Origin of the sequence: Pseudomonas sp. 13B_3.2_Bac1, assembly GCF_025466205.1 — a bacterium.
Taxonomy (GTDB): Bacteria; Pseudomonadota; Gammaproteobacteria; order Pseudomonadales; family Pseudomonadaceae; genus Aquipseudomonas; species Aquipseudomonas fluorescens_H.
In genome coordinates, this window is record NZ_JANLOG010000152.1 from 78,716 (window position 1) to 100,337 (window position 21,622).

The 21,622-nt window shown below is 53.4% G+C and carries 15 protein-coding genes; 13 read left to right on the forward strand and 2 right to left on the reverse strand.

Annotation, left to right across the window (positions count from 1 at the left end; translation table 11 throughout):
- Window positions 1-14: 14 nt before the first annotated feature.
- The 13 genes from NTD85_RS26125 (at window position 15) to NTD85_RS26185 (ending at window position 19,530) form a co-directional block, all read left to right on the forward strand.
- Window positions 15-11,759, forward strand: coding sequence for a filamentous hemagglutinin N-terminal domain-containing protein (locus tag NTD85_RS26125; protein WP_262143585.1), 11,745 nt, complete (start codon window positions 15-17; stop codon window positions 11,757-11,759).
- Window positions 11,760-12,462: 703 nt separating this feature from the next.
- Window positions 12,463-12,711 (forward strand): hypothetical protein, encoded by a 249-nt coding sequence (locus tag NTD85_RS26130; protein ID WP_262143586.1) that lies wholly within the window; start codon window positions 12,463-12,465, stop codon window positions 12,709-12,711.
- Window positions 12,712-12,832: 121 nt separating this feature from the next.
- The gene (locus NTD85_RS26135) at window positions 12,833-13,525 is read left to right on the forward strand and encodes a transposase (RefSeq protein WP_262143587.1); all 693 of its coding nucleotides are present in this window, start codon (window positions 12,833-12,835) and stop codon (window positions 13,523-13,525) included.
- A gap of 256 nt (window positions 13,526-13,781) precedes the next feature.
- Window positions 13,782-14,144 (forward strand): ribonuclease toxin immunity protein CdiI, encoded by a 363-nt coding sequence (gene cdiI, locus NTD85_RS26140; protein ID WP_262143588.1) that lies wholly within the window; start codon window positions 13,782-13,784, stop codon window positions 14,142-14,144.
- 137 nt (window positions 14,145-14,281) lie between these two features.
- On the forward strand, window positions 14,282-14,365 hold the full coding sequence (locus NTD85_RS26145; RefSeq protein ID WP_262143610.1) for a toxin C-terminal domain-containing protein: 84 nt from the start codon (window positions 14,282-14,284) through the stop codon (window positions 14,363-14,365).
- Between the two features lies 1 nt (window position 14,366).
- The gene (locus NTD85_RS26150) at window positions 14,367-14,558 is read left to right on the forward strand and encodes a hypothetical protein (protein WP_262143589.1); all 192 of its coding nucleotides are present in this window, start codon (window positions 14,367-14,369) and stop codon (window positions 14,556-14,558) included.
- Window positions 14,559-14,632: 74 nt separating this feature from the next.
- Window positions 14,633-15,007, forward strand: a complete 375-nt coding sequence (locus tag NTD85_RS26155; RefSeq protein ID WP_262143590.1) for a hypothetical protein — start codon at window positions 14,633-14,635, stop codon at window positions 15,005-15,007.
- A complete protein-coding gene (locus tag NTD85_RS26160; RefSeq protein ID WP_262143611.1) occupies window positions 15,007-15,606 on the forward strand; it encodes a hypothetical protein in 600 nt (199 codons plus the stop codon). Before NTD85_RS26155 ends, NTD85_RS26160 begins: the two co-directional genes overlap by 1 nt.
- A gap of 623 nt (window positions 15,607-16,229) precedes the next feature.
- Window positions 16,230-16,595, forward strand: coding sequence for a hypothetical protein (locus tag NTD85_RS26165; RefSeq protein WP_262143591.1), 366 nt, complete (start codon window positions 16,230-16,232; stop codon window positions 16,593-16,595).
- 474 nt (window positions 16,596-17,069) lie between these two features.
- Complete coding sequence (locus tag NTD85_RS26170) at window positions 17,070-17,696, forward strand: hypothetical protein (protein WP_262143592.1); 627 nt, start codon at window positions 17,070-17,072, stop codon at window positions 17,694-17,696.
- 283 nt (window positions 17,697-17,979) lie between these two features.
- Complete coding sequence (locus tag NTD85_RS26175) at window positions 17,980-18,324, forward strand: hypothetical protein (protein ID WP_262143593.1); 345 nt, start codon at window positions 17,980-17,982, stop codon at window positions 18,322-18,324.
- Window positions 18,325-18,444: 120 nt separating this feature from the next.
- Window positions 18,445-19,029 carry a hypothetical protein gene (locus NTD85_RS26180; RefSeq protein ID WP_262143594.1) on the forward strand — a complete coding sequence of 195 codons (585 nt, stop codon included), beginning with the start codon at window positions 18,445-18,447 and terminating at the stop codon, window positions 19,027-19,029.
- A gap of 192 nt (window positions 19,030-19,221) precedes the next feature.
- Window positions 19,222-19,530 carry a hypothetical protein gene (locus tag NTD85_RS26185; protein WP_262143595.1) on the forward strand — a complete coding sequence of 103 codons (309 nt, stop codon included), beginning with the start codon at window positions 19,222-19,224 and terminating at the stop codon, window positions 19,528-19,530.
- A gap of 92 nt (window positions 19,531-19,622) precedes the next feature.
- Here the strand turns inward: NTD85_RS26185 and NTD85_RS26190 are convergent, their stop codons facing one another.
- Window positions 19,623-20,666 carry an LLM class flavin-dependent oxidoreductase gene (locus NTD85_RS26190; protein ID WP_262143596.1) on the reverse strand — a complete coding sequence of 348 codons (1,044 nt, stop codon included), beginning with the start codon at window positions 20,664-20,666 and terminating at the stop codon, window positions 19,623-19,625.
- Between the two features lie 154 nt (window positions 20,667-20,820).
- Window positions 20,821-21,306, reverse strand: a complete 486-nt coding sequence (locus NTD85_RS26195) for a flavin reductase family protein (RefSeq protein WP_003225754.1) — start codon at window positions 21,304-21,306, stop codon at window positions 20,821-20,823.
- Window positions 21,307-21,622: the final 316 nt, after the last annotated feature.

Here is a 21,622-nt window from a genome sequence, read left to right on the forward strand (position 1 = left end):
TCGAGACCATCGACATGGATGTTCGTCAGTTCGCCTTCCTTGCAGGCCAGCCTTCTGCGGCCGTAAAAAACCGTGAGTCGTTTCTGGGCATGCCCAAGCGCGGGCTGGCGTTCCTGCTGGCGAACGTGATGTTCTGGCAACCGATGTGGGCGCAGGCCGACGGCATTGTCGTGGCCAACCCGAACACCGCGCTGGATCGGGCCGGCAATGGCGTGCCGATCATCAATATCGCCACGCCCAACGGCAGCGGGCTGTCGCACAACCAGTTTCACGATTACAACGTCGGCGCGCAGGGCGTCATCCTCAACAACGGCTCGACGCAAACCTCGAACACCCAGTTGGCCGGGCACATCATCGGCAACCCGAACCTGAAAAACAGTGGTTCGGCGCAGGCGATTCTCAACGAGGTCATCAGCGGCAACCCGAGTCAGTTGCGCGGTTACACCGAAGTGGCGGGGCAGTCGGCGCGAGTGATCGTCGCCAACCCGTATGGCATCACCTGTAATGGCTGCGGCTTCATCAACGCGCCGCGCGTAACGCTGACCACCGGCAAACCGGTGCTGGATGGCGCGGGACGGCTGGATCGTTTTCAAGTTGATCAGGGCAGCGTCGCCATCGAAGGCGCCGGCCTCAACGCCAACAACGTCGACCGCTTCGAAATCATCACCCGTAGCGCGAAGATCAACGCCGAAATTCAGGCGCAGAACTTGACCATTGTTGCCGGTCGCAACGACGTCAACGCGCAGACCTTGAACGCCACGGCCCGTGCCGATGACGGCAGCACCAAACCGCAACTGGCGATTGACTCCTCGGCACTCGGCGGGATGTATGCCGGGGCGATCAAACTGGTTGGCACCGAGGCCGGGGTCGGCGTGAAGCTCGACGGCAAACTGATCGCCAGCGGTGGCGATATTCAGCTTGATGCCAATGGTCAATTGAGCCTGGCCGATACTTCGGCGACCGGCGCGGTCAACGTCAAGGCGGCCAGTCTCGATGCGCGTGGGCCGGTGTATGCCGGCACGGCATTGAACGTGCAGACCCAAGGCAATCTGACCAACCACCAGACCCTCGCCGCCCGTGACAGCATCGCCCTCAGTGCCGGTGGTCAGTTGACCAACGCCGGCGTCATTGAGGCCGGGGTCAACGCCGACGGCAGCCGCAACGCCAACGGTGATCTGAGCCTGAATGCGCAGTACCTCGACAACAGCGGCAAGAGTCTGGTGGCGAGCCGCAGTCTTACCGTCAGCACCGCACAAACCCTGAACAACCAGGGCGGTACGCTGAGTGGCCAGAGCACGACGGTCAGCGCCGGCACACTGGACAACCGCAATGCGGGACGCGTGCTCGGCAACGCGACGCTGAACGTCACCGCCAATCAGCTATTCAACACTCAAGGGGTGATCCATAGCTCGGGCAATCTGACCGGTAGTTTCGGTCAGCTGGACAACAGCAACGGCGAGTTTTCCAGCAGCGGCGTCACCCGGCTCAACGCGGCAACGGTGAACAACCGCAGCGGTCAGATCCTTGGCGATCTGGGTTTGAATATCGACCTCAGTGGCGCGCTGGACAACCGTGACGGCGTGCTCGGCTCCGGCCAGTCGGTGAATCTGCAGGCTGCCAGCCTCGATAACCGCGATGGCGGTGTGGTGGTCAGCGACGGCGGCCTGACCTTGCGCGTGCGCGGCTTGCTCGATAACCGCAACAAAGGCGAGATCACGGCAAAGGGCGCCATCGATGCGCAAACCGGCAGCCTCGACAACCGCGACGGCAAAGTCATCGGCAAAACCACACTGGCACTGCGCAGCGATACGGCAGACAACCGCACAGGCGTGATCCAGGCTGATCAGCAACTGACGCTCAACGTCGATCGTCTGGACAACCGCGACAAGGGCCAGATCACCGGCAAGTCCGGTATCGCTTACGCCGGTACACGTCTGGACAACAGCGGCGGACTCATCAGTGCGGTCGGTCCGGTCAGCCTCAACGCGGGCGAAGTGCAAAACGCCGCAGGTCGGATCTCCAGCCAAGGCGATCTGACTGCGGCCATCGGTTTGCTGCAACAGCAGGGTGGTGCGCTGGTCGCTCAGGGCAATCTGAGCCTGACCGGCAAGACGCTCGACAACCGCAATGGCGGTCTGGTCGGCACCACAAAAGCGCTGACTCTGACTGTCGACGATATCGACAACCGCAACGGTGAACTCTCCAGCAGTCTGCTGCTGAACATCAAGGGCCAGCGCCTGGACAACAGCGACAGCGGCAAGCTGCTGGCCGGCACCGATCTGGGCCTCGCCGTGGCGAAACTGATCAACCTGAATAAAGGCTTGATCAGCGCCAAGGGCACAACCACGCTGACCGGCAGCAGCCTGGATAACAGCGACGGTCGCTTCAACAGCCTCAACGGCCTGGTGATTACCCTCGACGATGCCCTGATCAACGCGCAGGGCACTATCAGCAGCGAGGGCACGCTGACGGCCAATCTCGGCCGGTTCGACAACAGTGCCGGTAGCCTGAGCGCAGCCGGCGTCTTGTCGGTAACCAGCCGTGGCCTGGTACTCAATCGGGCGGGTTCGATCGGCACCGACAACACGTTGACCCTGACCAGCGCCAGCCTCGATAACAGCCAGAACGGTTTGATCAGCGCCAAAGGCGCCAGCCATGTCGATACCGGCGACTTCGACAACAGCCTGGGCGGCAAACTCACCAGTGAAGCGTCTCTGACGTTCAAGGCCGCTCAGGTCAACAACGCCACTGGCCGGATTGCCAGCCAGCAAGCGTTGAACGTATCGGTCACCGGGCTGGATCAGCAGGGTGGCGAGCTGTTCAGCAAGGCAGACCTGACCCTTGATTTGAACAACGGTCAGTTGAACAACCAGAACGGTTTGATCAACGCGCCCGGCACGCTGCTGCTGAAAAACCTCAATGGCTTGAACAACCACAGCGGCGAAATCTCCAGCCAGCAAGCATTCACGCTCGCGGCCAATGACCTGGACAACAGCAACGGCAAGTTGATCAGCCAGCAAGGGCTGACGCTGCGTATTGCTCAAGCGCTGAATAACCTCAAAGGCGTAATTTCTGCGGCGGCACTCGACAGCCATTCCGTGAGCCTCGACAACCAGGATGGCTTGATCAGTAGTCGCGGCCCATTGCTGCTGACCACCGACAAGACCTTGAACAACCAGTCAGGCACTCTCATCGCCGACGGTGAACTGACGCTGACCGCCGATACGCTGGTCAACCAGCAGGGCAGTATTGCCGGCAAGTCCGATGCCAGTATTCAGGTCAAAAGCCTGAACAACCAGAACGGTAAACTGATCGCCACCGGTATGCTCAAACTGAGCGCCGAGACCCTCGACAACCGCCAGGGTGGCTTGCTCGGTTCGACCAAAGCCATGACCCTGACGGTCGATGAGCTGGACAACCGTGGCGGCGAAATCTCCACCAACAGCGATCTGCTGCTGACCGGTAAAAAACTCGATAACAGCGATGGCGGCAAGGTCTTCACCAGCCAGGTACTGACGCTCACGGTCGATCAGTTGCTCAACCGCAACAAGGGCCTGATCGACACGGGCACGCTGCTGAAGCTGCAAGGTCGTACGCTGGACAACAGCGGCGGTGAATTGCTCAGCCAGCAGGACACGTTGCTGAACCTCAGCGGCGACTTCACCAACCAACTCGGCAAAGTCAGCAGCGAAGGCGCGCTGACCGTCAATACTGCGCAACTGAGCAATACCGGTGGCAGCCTGTCCAGCGCGGCGGATCTGACCCTCGACAGCAGCGGCAACATCGATAACCAGGCAGGCAGGATCGTCACCGATGGCGCCCTCGTGCTGAAAAGTACTGGCCTGGATAACCGGCAGAAGGGCACCCTCAGTGGCAAAGGTGCGGTCACGGTCACGACCGGTGATTTCGATAACAGCAGCGGTTCGCTGAGCAGCGCCGACACGCTCGATCTCGTCGCCGGCCAGGTCACCAACAGCGATGCCGGCAGCATCGGCAGCCAAGGCGCACTGACCGCGTCGGTGACCGGCTTCGATCAACAGGGCGGCAAGTTGCTCAGCAACACGCGCCTGAGCCTGGACCTGAACCACGGCCAGTTGAACAACATCAACGGCGTGATCAGCGCGCCCGGCACTCTGCTGCTTAAGCAACTCAACGGTGTCAACAACCAGGGCGGCACGATCTCCAGCACTGAAGCGTTCACCCTGAGCGCTGATAGCCTGGACAACAGCAACGGCAAACTCCTGAGCAATCAGGGGCTGACCCTGCGCATCGCCAACGCGCTGGACAACGTCAAAGGCCTGATCGGCGCGGCGTCGATCGATGTCCGGGCGGCCAGCCTGAACAACAGCGGCGGCAGCCTGGTCAGCCGTGGCGATCTTGAACTCACGGTCGATGGCCTGCTGCGCAATGATGCCAGCGGTCTGATCAGCGCCGCGCAGGCGCTGAGCATCAGCAGCGCCGAACTGAACAACCAGAGCGGCACGTTGCTGGGTGTCAGCGCGGTCACGCTCCATGCGATGGCGCTGAACAACCGCGACAAGGGTTTGATCAACAGCAAGGGCAACCTGACGCTGACCGCGACCGGTCTGGATTCCAGCAATGACGGTGAAGTCTCCGCGGCGGGTGACATCGGTCTCACCCTGACTTCGTTGACCCAGAACGGCGGACGCCTGTTGGGCGACCAAGCCGTCACGCTGGACCTGGCCAACGGCGACCTCGACAACCAGAACGGTCTGCTCACCGCCAAAGGCCCGTTGACCCTCAAGCGTCTGCGCGACCTGAACAACCAGCGCGGTGAGATCTCCAGCAACTTGAGTTTCGACGTCATCGCTCGTGCCGTGAATAACAACGCCGGCAAGTTGATCAGCGGCGCAAAACTCTTGCTGCGCGGCACCTCGATCACCAACCAGAAAGGCTTGCTGTCCGGCTGGCAAGGGTTGAGCGTCAGCGGCAACAGCCTCGACAACCGCGACAGCGGCACACTCTCGAGCAAATTCGGTGATGTCGCGGTCGAGCTCAAAGACGCATTGCTCAACAGCGGTGCCGGTGCGCTGGTCGCCGAGGGCAGCCTGACCGTCAAGGCCGGCAGCCTCGATAACAGCAACAAAGGTATTTTGAGCAGCGGAGCAGGGCAGACGCTCACGCTAAGCGGCGCGCTCAATAACAGTCAGGGCGGCTTGATCGCCAGCGACGGTGCGCTGGATCTGCTGAGCATGGCGCTGACCAACGTCGGCGGCGCGATCAATGCGCAGCAAGCGATCACCGCCACGGTTTCGCGACTGGACAACAGTGGCGGCCAGGTCGCCAGCAACGACGCGATCACCCTCAACCTCAGCGGCGACCTCAACAACAACGGTGGCCGACTGGCTGGCGCGGGCCCTGTGCTGATCAAGGGCGTGACTGACCTGAGCAACCAGAACGGCCAGATCGCCAGCCAGAAGAATCTGAACCTGTCGACCGGCACGCTGGACAACAGCAACAAAGGCACCATCGCCGCCAATGATCTGCTACAGATCACCGCCAGCGGCGCAGTGCGCAACAACGCTGACGGTTTGATCTACAGCCAGAACTCCGCGCTGCAACTGAAGGCGGCGAGCCTGAACAACGGCAAGGGTGCGCTGCAAAGCGAAAGCGGCCTGACCCTGGATATCAGCGGCGACCTCGACAACCAGAGCGGCAAAGTCATCGCGCAAAACGGTGATGTGAGCATCAACGCCGCAAACATCGATAACCGCGGCGGCATCCTGTCCAGCATCAAAGGCGCTCTCGAAGCGCGCACGGTGGGTGTGCTGCGCAATGGCTACGACCTCAACAACAACCGTCAGGGCGGCATCATTCAGGCACAGGGTCTGAAGCTGTCGGCACTGGCCGGGCTGGACAACAACGGCGGACGCATCTCCGCGCAAGCGACAGACGCGAACATCACCACGGCCGGGTTCGATAACCGCAACGGTGTGCTTTATGCCAAAGGTCTGGTGAGCGTCAGCGGCACCAGCCTGGACAACGGTGCCGGGCAGATCGCCGGCGAGCGCATCGACTTCGGCCTCAGCGGCGCGCTGAGCAACGTTGCGGGCGTCATTGAAAGCAACACGCAACTCGCCGTCAGGGCGGCCAGCGTCAACAACCAGAATGGTCGTCTGCGTTCGCTGGGCAACTGGGGCAAGACCGACTTCCAGATCGGCGGCCAACTCGACAACCGCAACGGTGTACTGGAAACCGCCAACACCGACATGACCGTCAACGTCGGCAGCTTCCTCAATGACGGCGGGCAGCTCAACCACGTCGGCCGCGGCAAGTTCGAAATTTCCACGGCCAATGTGATCGGTGCGGGTGGCAGCATCACCACCGGTGGGCTGCTGGAACTCAATGCCGATACCTGGAACAACAGCAGTGTCATCCAGGCTGGACGTTTGAACGTCAATGTTCGGCAGTTCAGCCAGACTGCCAGTGGCAAGTTGCTGGCCTCGGATCTTTTGCAGGTGCGTGGCGGCAACTGGACCAACGATGGCTTGATCGCCAGTGATGGCTTGATCGACATGCAGTTGAGCGGTGGCTACAGCGGTAATGGCCGACTGTCGAGCCAGCGCGGGACTTACCTCTCCGCTGCACAGATGAACATCGGCGCGGGCGGCAGTTTTGCCGCGGGTGCGACCTCGACCATCAGTGTGGGCGGGGCACTCATCAATTCCGGGCGCATCACCTCCAGTGAAGACCTGACCGTCAATGCCGGTAGTGTGACCAACTACGGCACCCTCGGTGCGGCGCAGAACCTGAACATCAACACACCTTCGTTGCTCAATGATCGCGGGCTGATTTTCAGCGGCAACGACATGACGCTCAGTGTCGGCAATCTGACCAACCAGAACGGTGATTTCTACGGGTTGGGGAATGTGACCATCAAGGGTTACGGCGGCGCCGCGCGGGCTGCTGGGGTCTACAACATCTCCGGTTCGATGGAGAGCGGTGGCGGGTTCGAGATCAATGCCGATGTTTTCGAGAACCGTACCGAAGGTCCGGTGATGTCGGGCGATCGCAAATTGATCTCGGGTTATATCGCCAATATTTGTAATGACTGCCAGGGTGACAATTACGTCTTCACGCTGATGGCCAAAGAGTTTTATCAAAGTACGGACGCTGATAGCAGCGCCTCGGCAGTGCTCAATGTCGGCAAGGATTTTGTTTTCCAGGGCGGTACGTTTCTCAATATCAAAAGCACCGTCGCTGCTGGCGGCAATATCAATATCACCGCTGACAGTCTCAAAAACATCGGGGCGAAAAGCGGCACCATCGAACGCACAAGTACTTACGTACTCAGCATGACCGACGGTGGTACCAAGCGGTTTTTTGACAGTGTCGTAATGCCTTACAACCAGCGCAATAACCCTGATTTTCCGTTTGTTTATTACATCGGAGCGGGAGGCAGCATACGTAAGGCCGTTCCCAAGTCCACGACTATCAGAGAAGGGGGGCGCGACGGCGAGTGGTTTGACGTTGTAACACTCAAGGACAGCGAAACCGGCGCGGTCGTCAGTAAGCTGCGTGGATGGGGCAACGCGATACCAGGTCTGAACTACGGCTTTGAAACCACAACCCCCTCCCTGTACGACCCGAACAATCTGGTTGAACTGCCTGGCCAGTTGACCCAGTACAAACCGGAGTCTGTCACTGAAGTCGCCGTGGACAGCACCGGTGCCGCCAGCACCAACACTGGCCGCAATGCAGTCATCCAGGCGGGTGGTAACGTTTCGATCACGGCTGCCAAGGAACTGGAAAACAGCGTTATCCACCAGGACTACGGTTCGGCGGGAGGCACCAACAAAGTTGGTAACACCAACGTTGGCAACACCGGCACCACCGTTATCCGCATCAACAGCCAGCTGCCACCGGACCTCGCCCAACAGCAGGTCAACCCGCTGTCCCTGCCAGGCTTCTCCCTGCCAACCGGGGAGAACGGTCTGTTCCGCCTGAGCGGGCAGGGCGCCACGGATACCGCGCCAATCGCCGCGATCGGCCCGGCGCCGACCTGGACCGTGGGCGGGCAAACCGTCGCTACCGAAGCACACGTTGTCGCCGGCAGCAGCGGCGGCCCGCGTAATCTTTTTATTGATGCACCGCCCGCAGTCTCCGACAGCACGCGCGCAGTGGATACGTTCCACCGCACCCCAAGCATCGTGCAGGCCGTGGCCAGCACGGTCGACGTCAACGTGCCAGTGAAACCCGCCGGCCCGGGCATGAAAGACCGTGGCAACGACGCTATGGAGTCGATCGACACCCGTCCGGTGACCCGCGTCACCGGTCTGCCGGACACCAAGGCGCCGTCTAACGCACACAAATACCTGATCGAAACCAACCCGGTGCTGACCGACCTCAAGTCGTTCATGAGCTCCGACTACCTGCTGGAAAAACTCGGCTACGACCCCGACCAGAGCGCCAAGCGCCTCGGCGACGGCCTCTACGAACAACGCCTGATCCAGCAAGCCGTTACTGCACGCACCGGCCAGGCGTTCATCGACGGCCAGACCTCCAACGAGGGCATGTTCAAGTACCTGATGAACAACGCCATCGCCAGTAAGGACGCACTCAACCTGTCGGTAGGCGTCGGCCTCACCTCGCAGCAAGTCGCGGCGCTGACCCACGACATCGTCTGGCTCGAAGAGCACGAAGTGAACGGTGAGAAAGTGCTGGTGCCGGTGGTTTATCTGGCGCAGGCCAATGGCCGTCTGGGTCCGACCGGGGCGTTGATTGCCGGTAATGATGTGACGCTGATCGCCGGTGAGAACCTGGACAACGTCGGGACGTTGAAGGCGACGAATAATCTGTCGGCGACGGCGGGCAAGGATCTGGTCAACAGTGGCGTGATTGAGGCGGGCAACCGTCTGGATCTGTTGGCGACCAACAATATCGTCAACAAGTCCGGCGGGATCATCACCGGGCGCGATGTGAACCTGACGACTCGCACCGGGGATGTGATCAACGAACGCACCATCACCTCCTCCGACAACAGCACCCGCTTCGGCACCCAGCATCATGACTATGCCGATAACGCGGCGCGGATCGAGGCGGCCAATGACTTGACCGTCAAAGCGGCCAACGACATCAACATCACCGGTGGCGTGATGAAAAGCGGCGAGGACATGGTCCTGAATGCGGGTCGTGACATTAACGTGTCGTCGGTGCAAGTCACCAACAGCGTGTTCCATGACGATCGGCACAACAGCAGCGACATCGCCCAACTGGGTGCTGACATTGATGCTGGGCGTGACTTCATGGCTGATGCCAAACGCGATATCAGTGTTATCGCGAGTCAGATTGACGCCAAGCGCGACGTTGCCATCAAGGCAACCGGAGATCTGCTGATCACATCGGCGGCAGATGAAGAGCACTCGCTATCCAAGAGCAAGAAACTCACCGTCCAGGAAGACCATGTCAGCCAGGTCATGTCCGGTATTTCAGCCGGCGGTGACGTCAGGCTGGACGCCGGTAAAGATTTGAGTGTGGTTTCCAGTCGCGTGACTGCTGGAGATGAAGCCTATCTGGTGGCTGGCGATAATCTGGAAATTCTTGCCAAACAGGACAGTGACTATTCGCTCTATGACAAAAAGAAAAAAGGCAGCTTTGGCAGCCTCAAAACCAAGCGCGATGAAGTTACCAAGATCACCCATGTGGGCAGTGAAATTTCTGCTGGCGGTAACCTGACGCTAAAAAGTGACGGTGATCAGCGCTATCAGGTAGCGAAGCTTGAAAGTGGCAACGATCTCACTCTGGACAGTGGCGGCGTCATTACGTTTGAGGGGGTCAAGGACCTCCATGACGAGAGCCATACCAAGAGCAATAGCAACGCAGGCTGGAACTCCGCCAAAGGTAGAGGCAATACCGATGAGACCCTGCGCCAGAGCGAGTTGATTGCCAACGGAAAGCTTGTAATCAAAGCGGTTGATGGTCTCAAGATCGATATCAAACAGATCGACCAGAAAAGTGTCAGCCAGACCATCGACACGATGGTCGCGGCTGATCCGAAACTGGCGTGGCTTAAAGAGGCAGAACTGCGCGGCGATGTTGATTGGCGCCGTGTGGAGGAAATTCACAAGAGCTTCAAATACTCGACATCCGGACTTGGTGTCGCCGCACAATTGGCATTGGCAATCATGTTGGCAGCGGTCACGGGCGGCGCGGGCGCCGGTTTGATCGGGGCCACTGCAGGTACATTCTCGGCAGGTTTTGCCAACGCTGTATTGATTGCTGTGGAAACCACAGCAGCTAACAGCGCCATCAGTAACAAGGGCGATCTGGGCTCAGTTCTTAAGGATGTCTTCAGCAGCGAAAACCTGCAGGGATACGTACTCTCGGGGATGCTGGGCGGTATCGGCACGGGGCTTGGTTATAACCCGACGGAGCTTGGGTTCGACTGGAACAGTGCCGGGCAGGTTGTTCTCAAGACGAGTGCCGACACGCTCGCCCAGACGGCTCTACAGGGTGGCAGCCTGAGTGATAACTTCATCAATAATATCCTGGGCGCTGTTATCGACATTGGTGGCGCTATTGCTGCCAACAAGGTCGGTAACCTCAATCTGGTCGACGGCAGTCCGACCAAGATTGCCGCACATGCATTAGTGGGCGGCTTAAAGTCCATGGCAATGGGCGGTGACTTCAAGACGGGTGCACTCGCTGGAGGTGCCAACGAAGCCATGGTGCAATACCTGGCGGGCTTGATACTTCCTGATAATTACGTTCCGAATATGCCGGGTGCGGACCAGGCAAAAGCCAATTTGTTGGCGATGTCCCAGTTGATCGCCGTGCTTTCTGCAGTGGTTGCGGGTACCGACCCGAACATCGCAGCGAATATTGCTGCAACCGCAACCCAGTACAACTTCCTGTCTCACTCGGATCTTGAGCGAGCAGCGAAGGAGATGATCAACTGCGGAAGTGACTCTACCTGCGCAAACAAGGCTTATGGCGAGTACCATGAACTGAGCCAGAAGCAGGATATCGAGGCGGTTGCAAAGTGTGCGGCCGATCCTGGTCAGTGCGCCACGTTCTCCAATCTGGTTGCGGAAGCAGAGGCTAAAACCCAGAAACTCAAGGACCTGGCGGCCTCTGCATCGCCTGAAGCGGCGCATTTTTTTGATCTGTTGATTACCGAGAACAATGGCTTCCAGAACATGTTGGCCGGTATTACCGCTGGCCATACCGTCGCGGCCATTGCCGATACGCTGGTCCAGACACTTGGTATCAGTCACGAAGTGGCGATGGCGGCCGTCGAAGGCTTCGCGATGGGCGTGTCCGCGATGGGGCCGACAATCAAGTTGCCTGGAGGGGGCAAAGGCGGGAAAGGAGGGACGAAGGACGGTGCTACCGACACGAAGGAAGGGCCCGGTGCAAAAGCGATAGATGACTCTGCGTCTTACGCTAAATGGTGGGATGATCTAGCACAGCCAAAAAACTTAACTGATAGAGAGGCTAGAGCTTGGTATTTGTCTAAAGAAGCAGAAATCCCAGCCCGAATTAACAGTAGCGCCTCCTTGGAAGAGCAGGCGAAGCAGGCTTTTGATATGAGAAATGATTTGAGGTCAACGGCACGAGAGTTAATGTCTAACAGGACATTGGCTGACTCCTTGAATAAGACTGACCCAAATAGAACTTGGAGTGAAATTGTGGATAAATATTCTGGGCAAGGTCTATCAGGAGATGAATTGTGGTCGAAGATCATAGAAAAGTCACAGTCTTCTCGAACGTCTGTTAATGATGGGTTGGGGATGTAATTTTATGTTTCGATTCTCCGAGTCAAGTTCTGAAACTAATCATTTCATATTTTTCGATGATTATGAGGAGGAAAGGTTCGAAGAGTTTGTGAGTGTCGTCTTAAAAACTCTGAGGATCAAAGAAGAAGCCCGTAGATTTGGCCCATATTCAGTATTGGTTTCAGCTTGTTATGAAGGCAACACCTTGATTTTGACTAGTGGATCCTTTGAGGGATGTTTTATTTCCATGGAGAAAAGTGCAAGTGCTTTGTCTAAAAAAATAATCCAGAGATTTAATCTCGTAGATTGATTTGGTGCAAAAGCGATAGACGACTCTGCGTCTTACGCTAAATGGTGGGATGATCTAGCACAGCCAAAAAACTTAACTGATAGAGAGGCTAGAGCTTGGTATTTGTCTAAAGAAGCAGAAATCCCAGCCCGAATTAACAGTAGCGCCTCCTTGGAAGAGCAGGCGAGGGGTAAATGGGGACAGGTAAATGGGGACAGACCACGTTTAGAAAACACTCGGAAAATGTGGTCTGTCCCCGTTGACCTACCCGTTGACCTAGGAAAATAGTCATGAATATTGGCGACGTTGTTGAGTTGGAAGGGTGGCTGGTGGTTATTGGTTTTAGGCCCTTTCTCGTGCCTGAGGAGTATTCTGAAAAATTACGAGGAAGGTGATAGGATTGAAATATCCAGGCCGGAAATAATGTTTTCCATAATGGATAAAATTCTTCCTTTGGGTGGCGGAAAAAGTTCTATTTTTCATCGGGCGAGGATTGCCGGTGTTTTAGAGGATGTCTTGCCGGCAAAGGTTAAGGCAACCTCTATATTTGTTGAAGAGAGAGAGGGAAGCTTTATTTGTATAGAACTTGAGGATGACAGTTTTGAGAAGAACAAGCCTCGGTATGATGAGTTTCTTAGGAAGAATCAAGGCATAAAGTCCGATGATTGGCTTGATTGTTTATAGGGAGTAAATGGGGATAGGCCGCGTTTAATGTAATCGGCTGAAACAATCCGTAAAATTTTGCCGTCATTTGAGTCTTGCAGCGCGCTAAGCTTTCAGTTTGACCAATTGAAAGGACTCATTGATGCCGCGTAGACCCCGAGTTTTGATACCAGGCGTACCACTGCACTTGATTCAACGAGGAAATAATAGATCTGTTTGTTTTTTTACCGAGGAAGACTACCTTTTTTACCTGGAGCTTTTGGTCGAGCAGGGTTTAAAAAGTAATTGTGATATTCATGCGTGGTGCCTAATGACTAATCACGTTCATTTGTTAGTAAGTCCTCATAATGCCAACAGCGCAAGCCTGCTAATGAAAGGTGTTGGCCAGAGATACGTCCAATATATAAATCGTACGTATGGTCGCAGCGGAAGTTTGTGGGAAGGCCGGTATCGCTCCTGCCTTGTTGAAAGTGAACGATATTTGTTGTGCTGTTATCGATACATCGAAATGAATCCCGTTAGAGCGAAAATGGTAATTCATCCAGCAGAATATCGCTGGTCAAGTTACCGTGTTAATGCACAATCAGAACGCTCACACATTGTTACCCCTCACGAACAGTATTTGGCGCTTGGACGGCGGGGCGGGCACCCGGCAGATGCTTACCGCGAACTGTTCAAAAATGACTTAGATTCTGAATTGGTTGACCAGGTTCGTGAGGCGACCAATGGAAATAATGTTTTTGGCGGTTCAAAATTTGCTGTTGAGGTCGAAACAATGCTCGGTCGCCGCGTGCAGAGGGGGAACCCGGGACGGCCGAAAAAGTCGACCATCTAGTGAAAACGTGGTCTGTCCCCGTTAACCTGGTTTTAAAGACAAGGTCTTCCCGAAAACTGTTTATGATCCGAAAATATTTACCGATCAGAAAATTCTTGATCTAGGGCAGCAGGCCGCAGCCACTGGCTATAAGGAAGCGCTATCTAAAGGGTGAGTCAATATGACTCTATTGCAGGAAGCGTCACCTTTAGGGTGTATTTAGATAAAGCTACAGGGACGGTGACAAACTTCCACCCGAAGTAAAGGTGAGGTGCTTATGAAAGAATTGTTCGGTCAGCCATACGGTGAGTCAGATCCTTATTGGGCCGTTAAAGGGTATTTCGATAGAATGTATAATGATGGCTATTTCGTTGAAGCGGTTGGCTATATCGTTAAGAAGTGGGGTTTCAGTACGGATGGGGCGTACTGTAACTTCCCTGATGAAAATAGTCCATTTGATGAGGAGCATTTTGAAGGGGTTGAATTTGCTTATGGCTATCCGCCTAAAGATGAAGACACAGTTGTCGTGAGTGAAGCTGTTTGCTTTGAATACATTAGATTAGCTTGTGAGAAATATCTTCAACACCATCCTGAAGATACTGCGAAAGTAAAAGAGCTCTTAGGTAAGATCTCTTTCTAGTTTCGAATAACAAATAGCCCAGGTCCAGCCGAGGCTATTTGGTGCAAAAGCTGGGTAGATGGGGGCAGGCCACGTTTAGAAGCACTCCGAAAATGTGGTCTGTCCCCGTTAACCGTCCCCGTTAACCTTCTTGGAAGATGGCAGATTCAGTTAAGGCTCTTGGTAGTAAAAAGACACGATCAGGACCCTACGATGCAAACTTAAATCGCATTGGAGATTGAAATGAGCGATAAAATAACTCCCGACTGGGTTGGTCGTGGGAGAACTATTAAGCAACTTATCGTTGAGTTGCAATCTTTCGAAAATCAAAATTTGTTGGTTGAAATATCAACTGATGATGGTATGACCAAAAAACCGATTAGCTTGGTTGTGAAGTCTGGTGATACTTGCGTACTGGTAAATTGCGAGCAGTAAAGGGGGCGGATTTATTTGCCTAGTCCTTCTGGAGGGGTAAATGGGGACAGACCACGTTTAGAAGCACTCCGAAAATGTGGTCTGTCCCCGTTAATCCTAAAATAGCAACAATGATTAGTGCCTACGACCCAGTAACGGGGAAAATCGCGGTAGGAAGCAGTAATGGAAAAATTAGTGCTGATCAATTAGATTTTCGTACTGTTGACTATTTAGAGTCAAAGCTTGGTGTGAAAATTGGCGAGATAACGACTCTATGTCGAAACGTCGCTGGTGCTTGTGCAGAGGTTTCAGCGGTTGACAAACTAGTGAGGCAGGGTGTAAATCCCGGTGAAGTGAAATTTACTAGCGCGCTGCGTCCTCGAACTGTTAGAGAAAATGGTGCCGTTACCGGGGATGCAGTTATTAAAACATGTCCGAACTGTAATGCTGTTTGGCCGGAGAGAAAGTGATGTTTTTAGATATAGATTGGCAACCGAGTTTTGGCGAAATAATTACGTGGTTTGCCATGGATAAAAACGGATTGGTAGCCGTTATGGTAAATAACTGTTTTGGAAAGCTTCCCAAGGTTTTGCTACAGGTGTCGGAGTTAGAGGGGAAGCTTGACCGGTTAAATGAATATATGTGGGAAGAGTCTTCGGGGGTTGTCAGTTATCCAGAAAACAAAAGAGGACTTGCAATTCTTGATTTGTATTCAATCTGTAGATTTGGGGGCGATAAGTCTCGTAAAGAGGTCGAATCAGTTATTGCACAGCGATCTGCATTTGATAAAAAGTTATCAGAGTGCTCGATTCCTTCGATAAAGGGTTTTTACGTTTATCATGCAGTGGAGGGTAGTGTTCAAGGTGAGGATTATCCTGTTGGTTATAGCGGGAAAACTGAAATGGGTGATTATTTCCGCTACCTGATGCCAACTGTGTATGCGAGTATTGATGATTTCCCCGAAGAGCTAAAAGGGGTTGTGGTCGTATCGGATGTATTGGATTTTACGTCTGATCAGATTGTTAGAAGCTGTGAGGTGGATTCAATTTTTAATCGGCTTTATAGTTGATTTTATGATAATTTAAAGGCGGCAGATCAATTTGGAGTAAATGGGGGGGCGGACCACGTTTAGAAAACACTCCGAAAATGTGGTCTGTCCCCGTTAACCCTCTCAGGACTGTGCCAATGTTTTATGCCACTTACTGATTGAAGACTGACACTTCAGCCACGAGAACAGCGCAAGGGAATTGAAGGTTTTCAAATTTCCTGCGGCCGTTGATTATTTGTTCAGGGCAGCACTTACTTGTTATCCTTATATCGTATCCGAGCATGCACTAGGTGTTAATGCATTCATGCTCTGCATGAGATCGGCACCGATAATGCTAAAGAGAAGTTACGTTTGTTGGCTAAGGTTGAGAATGCTGAAATGTCAAAACTTGCGACCCGTTTGTTGGCGCGGGGATGACGTTGGTTTAAAAGTGATTGATTTCTCACGTAGGAATATACAATTTTCCAATTTGGAGTAAAACGCCCCAAATTGCTTGGGGCTTTTTGTCATGTCAGAGAGCGGGTGTCGGTTCAGCGAAACGTCAGCACCACATCCTGATGACACGACAACGTTGACAGATTGTTTTTTTGGCGATAAAGGTCATCGTAAATAAATCTGTCCCTTTTTACGTGAGAGACTGATCGATGTCAGCGATTTTAAGTTATAAAGAAATAATGCAGCGAATGTTTTACTACTATCCCATTTACTGCAGAGCTAAAATCAGGAAGAACAAAAAGTCGGGTTTTTCCTGGGTTGAAGGGGAGCTTGAAGTCGGGTATGCATTAAATGAGATGGAAGAAAGTTTTGTTACTCCAGTTGAAAATCTGATGTTCCAGACTGCCGGACTTGTGTTGTCGGCGGGAAGAGAGCCCAAGGTCGCCTTTGATTTTGCGGTTGCCCATATCAAAGGAATTATTGAGGTGTATGGGCTAGCGTTTCTTATGTCGCAGTTACCTGAACAGGATGCTTTGCAGGTCCAGTCGGACTTACAACTTTTTGACATTATTTAACGGTGCTTCAGGGCAGGTTTATTGAGGTCGATAAATTTGCCCACTTTGGAAGGGTAATAAAAATTGATTAAAACCGCACTTTCGCTTCCGTTGATTTTCCTCATTGCAGGCTGCCATTCCAATGTCAGAGACTCTTCCCCCAGTCTTTTGAGGGATGGTGTCCAACTTCAGCAAAAAACGGCAACGCCAGATACACAACACGCCGGGGTAAAGGGGAGGGTAAAGGGGACAGACCACGTTTAGAAAGCACTCCGAAAATGTGGTCTGTCCCCGTTAACCCCCAGAATTGCCAAGAGACGACCTAAAGATATATGTCGAGATTTTACGTGACTCGGTCCTTGATTGGATTGGTGGCGATGGACACGAGTTGGAAGTTGTATTCAAAGAAGTTGATAGAGCTGTGGCCGAAAGTTTGCTAAAAATCAGGCTAAGCCTGTGACGCAAGGTAAATGGGAAAGTAATAGGTTGAAAACTATGGATCCGAAAACACATGAGTTGCTTCACAGTATTCCGGATAATGCCGATTATGCTGCCGAAGCCGGTGATTTGGATGCGGGAGATATTCCGGAGGCAAGACGTAGTGCCGTCAAGGAATTGATGCTCCATAGTAATGATGAAACAGAGCGTTTCTTGGCTGCAAAACTACTGGCAAGTTGGGGAGAATATGAAGGTTTAGTGGCCTTGCAGAAAGGTCTAGAGAGGCCTGAAGTCATTGAGGGGACGTATATTCATAGGCTTTATGGGTATGATGATACTTATCGGCAAGTATTGATGGCGGTGACCATGTATTTCGCCAATGTTGCCGGCGCACAAGGGAAGGACGTGGCCCGGCCTCATGTATATGAACTGCTCTCGAAAATTATCTCGTTGGCAAACGACAGGCCTTTTGAAATATCAGAGTTGTATTCCTTTGTGCGGCGAGAGAAGTATCTGGAATACTTGCCTATGATTGAGCGGCACTTGATCTCCATTATTGATTTTCCAGAAAAGCACCGCTGGAAAATCTACGATGCTATTGTGTTTCTAATGGAATTAGACTCCGATTTTGTAGTGCCTCTATTGATTGGGCGGAATAAGACTGTTGATGATTTTAAGCCGTAACAAGAGTTTATTAAAGGCTAAGCTCGAGGAGGTATATAATTATAGGTGTCGGATTTATTTATTCAAAACTAGATCTGACCCATTTTTCTTTTTTTAATAAATGGGGACAGGCCACGTTTAGAAAGCACTCGGAAAATGTGGTCTGTCCCCGTTAACTTGTATGGTCAGAGAGCGGGTGTCGGTTCAGCGAGCATGCCATCACCATATCCCTGACGACACGAAGAGGTCACCGGTTACGGTTTACGGACGAAATTGGCCGAAAGGCGAATGCGAGGGTTAACCATTGAGCAATGTCGAAGCATTGAATAAATTATTGCGCGAATATGTTTATGTGGAAAGTCTTCATCTAGATTCGGAAGAGGGTTTTTCCAGTTACAACTTATTGATGAAGTTGGCGGAGTCTTCGCATCCCGGAGCAAAAAATATTGCAATAAATTTTTATAACGTAGGTGGTTTCAAAATCCGGGAATTTGGTGGTGGTCTCACGCAGTTCATGGATCTATGTGTAACACGGGTTGAAGGCGAGCTGGATCGGATTCGGTACGAGCTGATGGATGAAGAAGACGAGAAAATAGCCTTCAATTTTCACTCTTTCAGGGTGTCCAGCGAAGACCTCGACAGTAAGTGATAGGCTGCGAATAGGGTCAAGTTGGCACGCTAAAGATGACATATTTATTCTTGTCGTAAAGAGATTGAAAATCCGCTTAAAAATAAATCTGTCCAATTTTTCTTTAAGAGTTTAATTAAAATGACCGTAAGTGAAGTGATTTTTGATGAACTGTGGGACGGCGAAAAAAATATCTGTTTTTTTGTTCATTCTGAAAAATGCTTCTGGGTTGTGGATGAAAAAGATAATTTTATTTTGGATATGGATATCAGTCTCAGCGCCTCTCTGGAAAATGGAGGAATTCAAAAGGAACATTATGAACAGTTTCGCCAAAACTACAGGGGAGGGCTTGCGCAGTTGACGTCGGAGAATTTTCCGAAGTATCTTGATGATTCGCGAAAGAAAATACTATCGTCGTTGGATTTGCAGGGCTTTGTTGGGGCCGATGAAACTGTCTTTGAGGCAATTGAGAGTTACTACTTGACAGGTAAAGGTTTGAGCGCCGATTTGTATAAATTGGCCAACGTTGTTAGTTCGCGCCTTCCAACTTTCTATATAAATTTTGATCGAAAGATATTTATGCATATGGATGAAGGTCGGTTTCACGAGAAATATGTTTATGCGGATTGGATTTCTGAGTGCTATGATTTTAGTTTTCTGATTCCCGCGCATGAAAGATACTGGATAGTGGATGGCAGGGACTATTGGAAGTTACGCTTTGTATGATCGTAGGCAATTAGGTGGTTGTTAAGTTGCAAGGCTACATACCTTGGAAAGGGGTAAATGGGGACAGCCTACGTTTAGAAAGCCCTCCGAAAATTTCGTCTGACCCCATCAACCACGTTAGCCCAGCCCCCCGTTAACCCAATTTTTCGGGTGCGCAGGACGTTTGGGATCATATCGTTAAAAGAACTGTCGATGCCTATAACAAGTAAATCAATAATCAGCTTGCTATTTAAATGCCGTGACTGGGTGGGGGTGAGTCTAATGCTCGCAGCACTACTCAATGGCTACTTTCAGTTCAATGGCAGTTGGGGGCGTTTTTTTACTATAATTGCTGTTCAGTTATGGTTTGCTCAAGGTGTTTATAACTATTTAAGAGGGGCAACGGTTGCCATTGCACCCGGTGGATTAGGCAGGGATGCTGACCCTGCCGGACGGGCGGCATTGGCAATTTTTGCCTTCATTTTGTATGCGATATTTTTCTTTTCGGATTACCAGTATTGAATTGTTGATTGCAAAATTTCCTTTGATATTAGAACTGTTTCGGAGACACCTATAAAAAAACCGGGCTGATGCCCGGTTTTTTACAAGTCAGCTCACCGAAACGCCGGCACCACATCCCTGATAAACAACTCCAACGACTTCTTCTTCTCCTCATGCGGCAGACTGTTGTCACACCAGAAACTGAACTCATCCACCCCCAGTTCCTGGTAATACTTGATCCGCGGAATAATTTCCTCCGGCGTACCAATCATCGCCGTCTTGTGCAGGCTCTCCAATTCAAACTCCGGACGCCCGGCAAACTTCTCTTCCGGGCTCGGGGCGAGGAAGCCGTTGACCGGTGTTTCCTTGTTGCCGAACCAGGCATCGAAGGTGCGGTAGAACCGTGAGATCGCTTTCGCGCCGATTTTCCAGCCATCCGGGTTATCAGCGGTGTGCACGTGGGTGTGGCGCAGCACCATCAGTTGCGGACGCGGCACGTCTGGATTGTTGTCCAGCGCGGCCTGGAATTTGTTCTTCAGGTCGACGACTTCTTCATCACCTTTCATCAACGGCGTGACCATCACGTTGCAGCCGTTGGCCACGGCAAAATTGTGCGAATCCGGGTCGCGGGCGGCGATCCACATTGGCGGGTTCGGCTTCTGGATCGGCTTCGGCACGCTGGTCGAGGTCGGGAATTTCCAGATGTCGCCGTCGTGGGCGTAATCGCCTTGCCACAGGGCGCGGACCACCGGGACCATTTCGCGCAGGGCCTGACCGCCGCTGGAGGCGGGCATGCCGCCGGCCATGCGATCGAATTCGACCTGATAGGCGCCGCGCGCCAGGCCGACTTCCATGCGTCCGTTGCTGATGACGTCGAGCAGCGCGCACTCACCGGCCACCCGCAGCGGGTGCCAGAACGGCGCGATGATGGTGCCGGCGCCCAGGTGAATGGTGGTGGTTTTGGCGGCGAGGTAGGCCAGCAGCGGCATCGGGCTTGGCGAGATGGTGTATTCCATCGCGTGGTGTTCGCCGATCCACACGGTGCTGAAACCACCGGCCTCGGCCATCAGGGTCAGTTCGGTCAAGTCTTCGAACAGTTGGCGGTGGCTGACGCTTTCGTCCCAGCGTTCCATGTGGATGAACAGGGAAAATTTCATGACGCTTCCTCGGATCTTTTGTTGTTGAGGCTACAAGACTGTGTGGGAGGGGGCTTGCTCCCGAAAGCGGTGGATCGATCGACATCTCTGGTGGCTAACACATCGCTTTCGGGAGCAAGCCCCCTCCCACAGTTGATTTGTGTAGGGCTGACGATCAGGCCAGAACGGGCAGGGCGCCCATCTTGCCGTGGCAGTAAACCAACGGTCCGGTGTGCTGCTCCGGGACGATCAGGTTCTTCACCGCGCCGACCATGATCGCGTGGTCGCCGCCTTCATATTCGCGCCACAACTCACACTCGATGATAGCCGTTGCGTTGGCCAGGATCGGGTTGCCCAACTCGCTCAGCGTCCACTCGATGCCCTGCGCCTTGTCCTTGCCTTTACGGGCGAAGGCGTAAGCCTCGCTCTGCTGGCCGCCGGACAGGACGTGGATCGCGAAGCGCTTGTTCTTGATCAGCACAGGGTAGGAGTCGGAGCTGTAGTTGGGGCAGAACAGCACCAGGGCCGGGTCCATCGACAGCGAGCTGAAGGCGCTGGCAGTGAGGCCAACGATCTGGCCGTCATCGTCCAGCGTGGTGATGACAGTGACGCCGGACGGAAACGAGCCCATGACTTGTTTGTAGATGGCTGCATCGATCATTGGACGGTCCTCGGGTGTTGTGACGCGATTTTTATGTGTTTGTTGGTCTGATGGTATACCAGTATTTTTGCTTTGCAAGGCCTTTTCTGCTGAACCGATAAACGTGGTTCTTTCGTCGGAAACTCAGCGTTTATTGGGCTTGTGGCTGGCCTGCAGGCCGCAGGATCATTGAGGATGGCGCATCAGATAGCGCCGTAAACTGCGGATCAGTCTTGTGAAATGTTTGGAATACCATAATATGGTCTGCATCTGAGGGGCGGCCAAAGAGTCCCCCCGGTTTGGCTTCATACAAAGATAAGAACAGACAAACTCGAGT

Coding starts and splice junctions, on each gene's coding strand:
- NTD85_RS26125 (WP_262143585.1), top strand. CDS start 15: ATGGATGTTCGTCAGTTCGCCTTCCTTGCAGGCCAGCCTTCTGCGGCC.
- NTD85_RS26130 (WP_262143586.1), top strand. CDS start 12,463: ATGGATAAAATTCTTCCTTTGGGTGGCGGAAAAAGTTCTATTTTTCAT.
- NTD85_RS26135 (WP_262143587.1), top strand. CDS start 12,833: ATGCCGCGTAGACCCCGAGTTTTGATACCAGGCGTACCACTGCACTTG.
- cdiI (WP_262143588.1), top strand. CDS start 13,782: ATGAAAGAATTGTTCGGTCAGCCATACGGTGAGTCAGATCCTTATTGG.
- NTD85_RS26145 (WP_262143610.1), top strand. CDS start 14,282: ATGGCAGATTCAGTTAAGGCTCTTGGTAGTAAAAAGACACGATCAGGA.
- NTD85_RS26150 (WP_262143589.1), top strand. CDS start 14,367: ATGAGCGATAAAATAACTCCCGACTGGGTTGGTCGTGGGAGAACTATT.
- NTD85_RS26155 (WP_262143590.1), top strand. CDS start 14,633: ATGTGGTCTGTCCCCGTTAATCCTAAAATAGCAACAATGATTAGTGCC.
- NTD85_RS26160 (WP_262143611.1), top strand. CDS start 15,007: ATGTTTTTAGATATAGATTGGCAACCGAGTTTTGGCGAAATAATTACG.
- NTD85_RS26165 (WP_262143591.1), top strand. CDS start 16,230: ATGTCAGCGATTTTAAGTTATAAAGAAATAATGCAGCGAATGTTTTAC.
- NTD85_RS26170 (WP_262143592.1), top strand. CDS start 17,070: ATGGATCCGAAAACACATGAGTTGCTTCACAGTATTCCGGATAATGCC.
- NTD85_RS26180 (WP_262143594.1), top strand. CDS start 18,445: ATGACCGTAAGTGAAGTGATTTTTGATGAACTGTGGGACGGCGAAAAA.
- NTD85_RS26185 (WP_262143595.1), top strand. CDS start 19,222: ATGCCTATAACAAGTAAATCAATAATCAGCTTGCTATTTAAATGCCGT.
- NTD85_RS26190 (WP_262143596.1), bottom strand. CDS start 20,666: ATGAAATTTTCCCTGTTCATCCACATGGAACGCTGGGACGAAAGCGTC.
- NTD85_RS26195 (WP_003225754.1), bottom strand. CDS start 21,306: ATGATCGATGCAGCCATCTACAAACAAGTCATGGGCTCGTTTCCGTCC.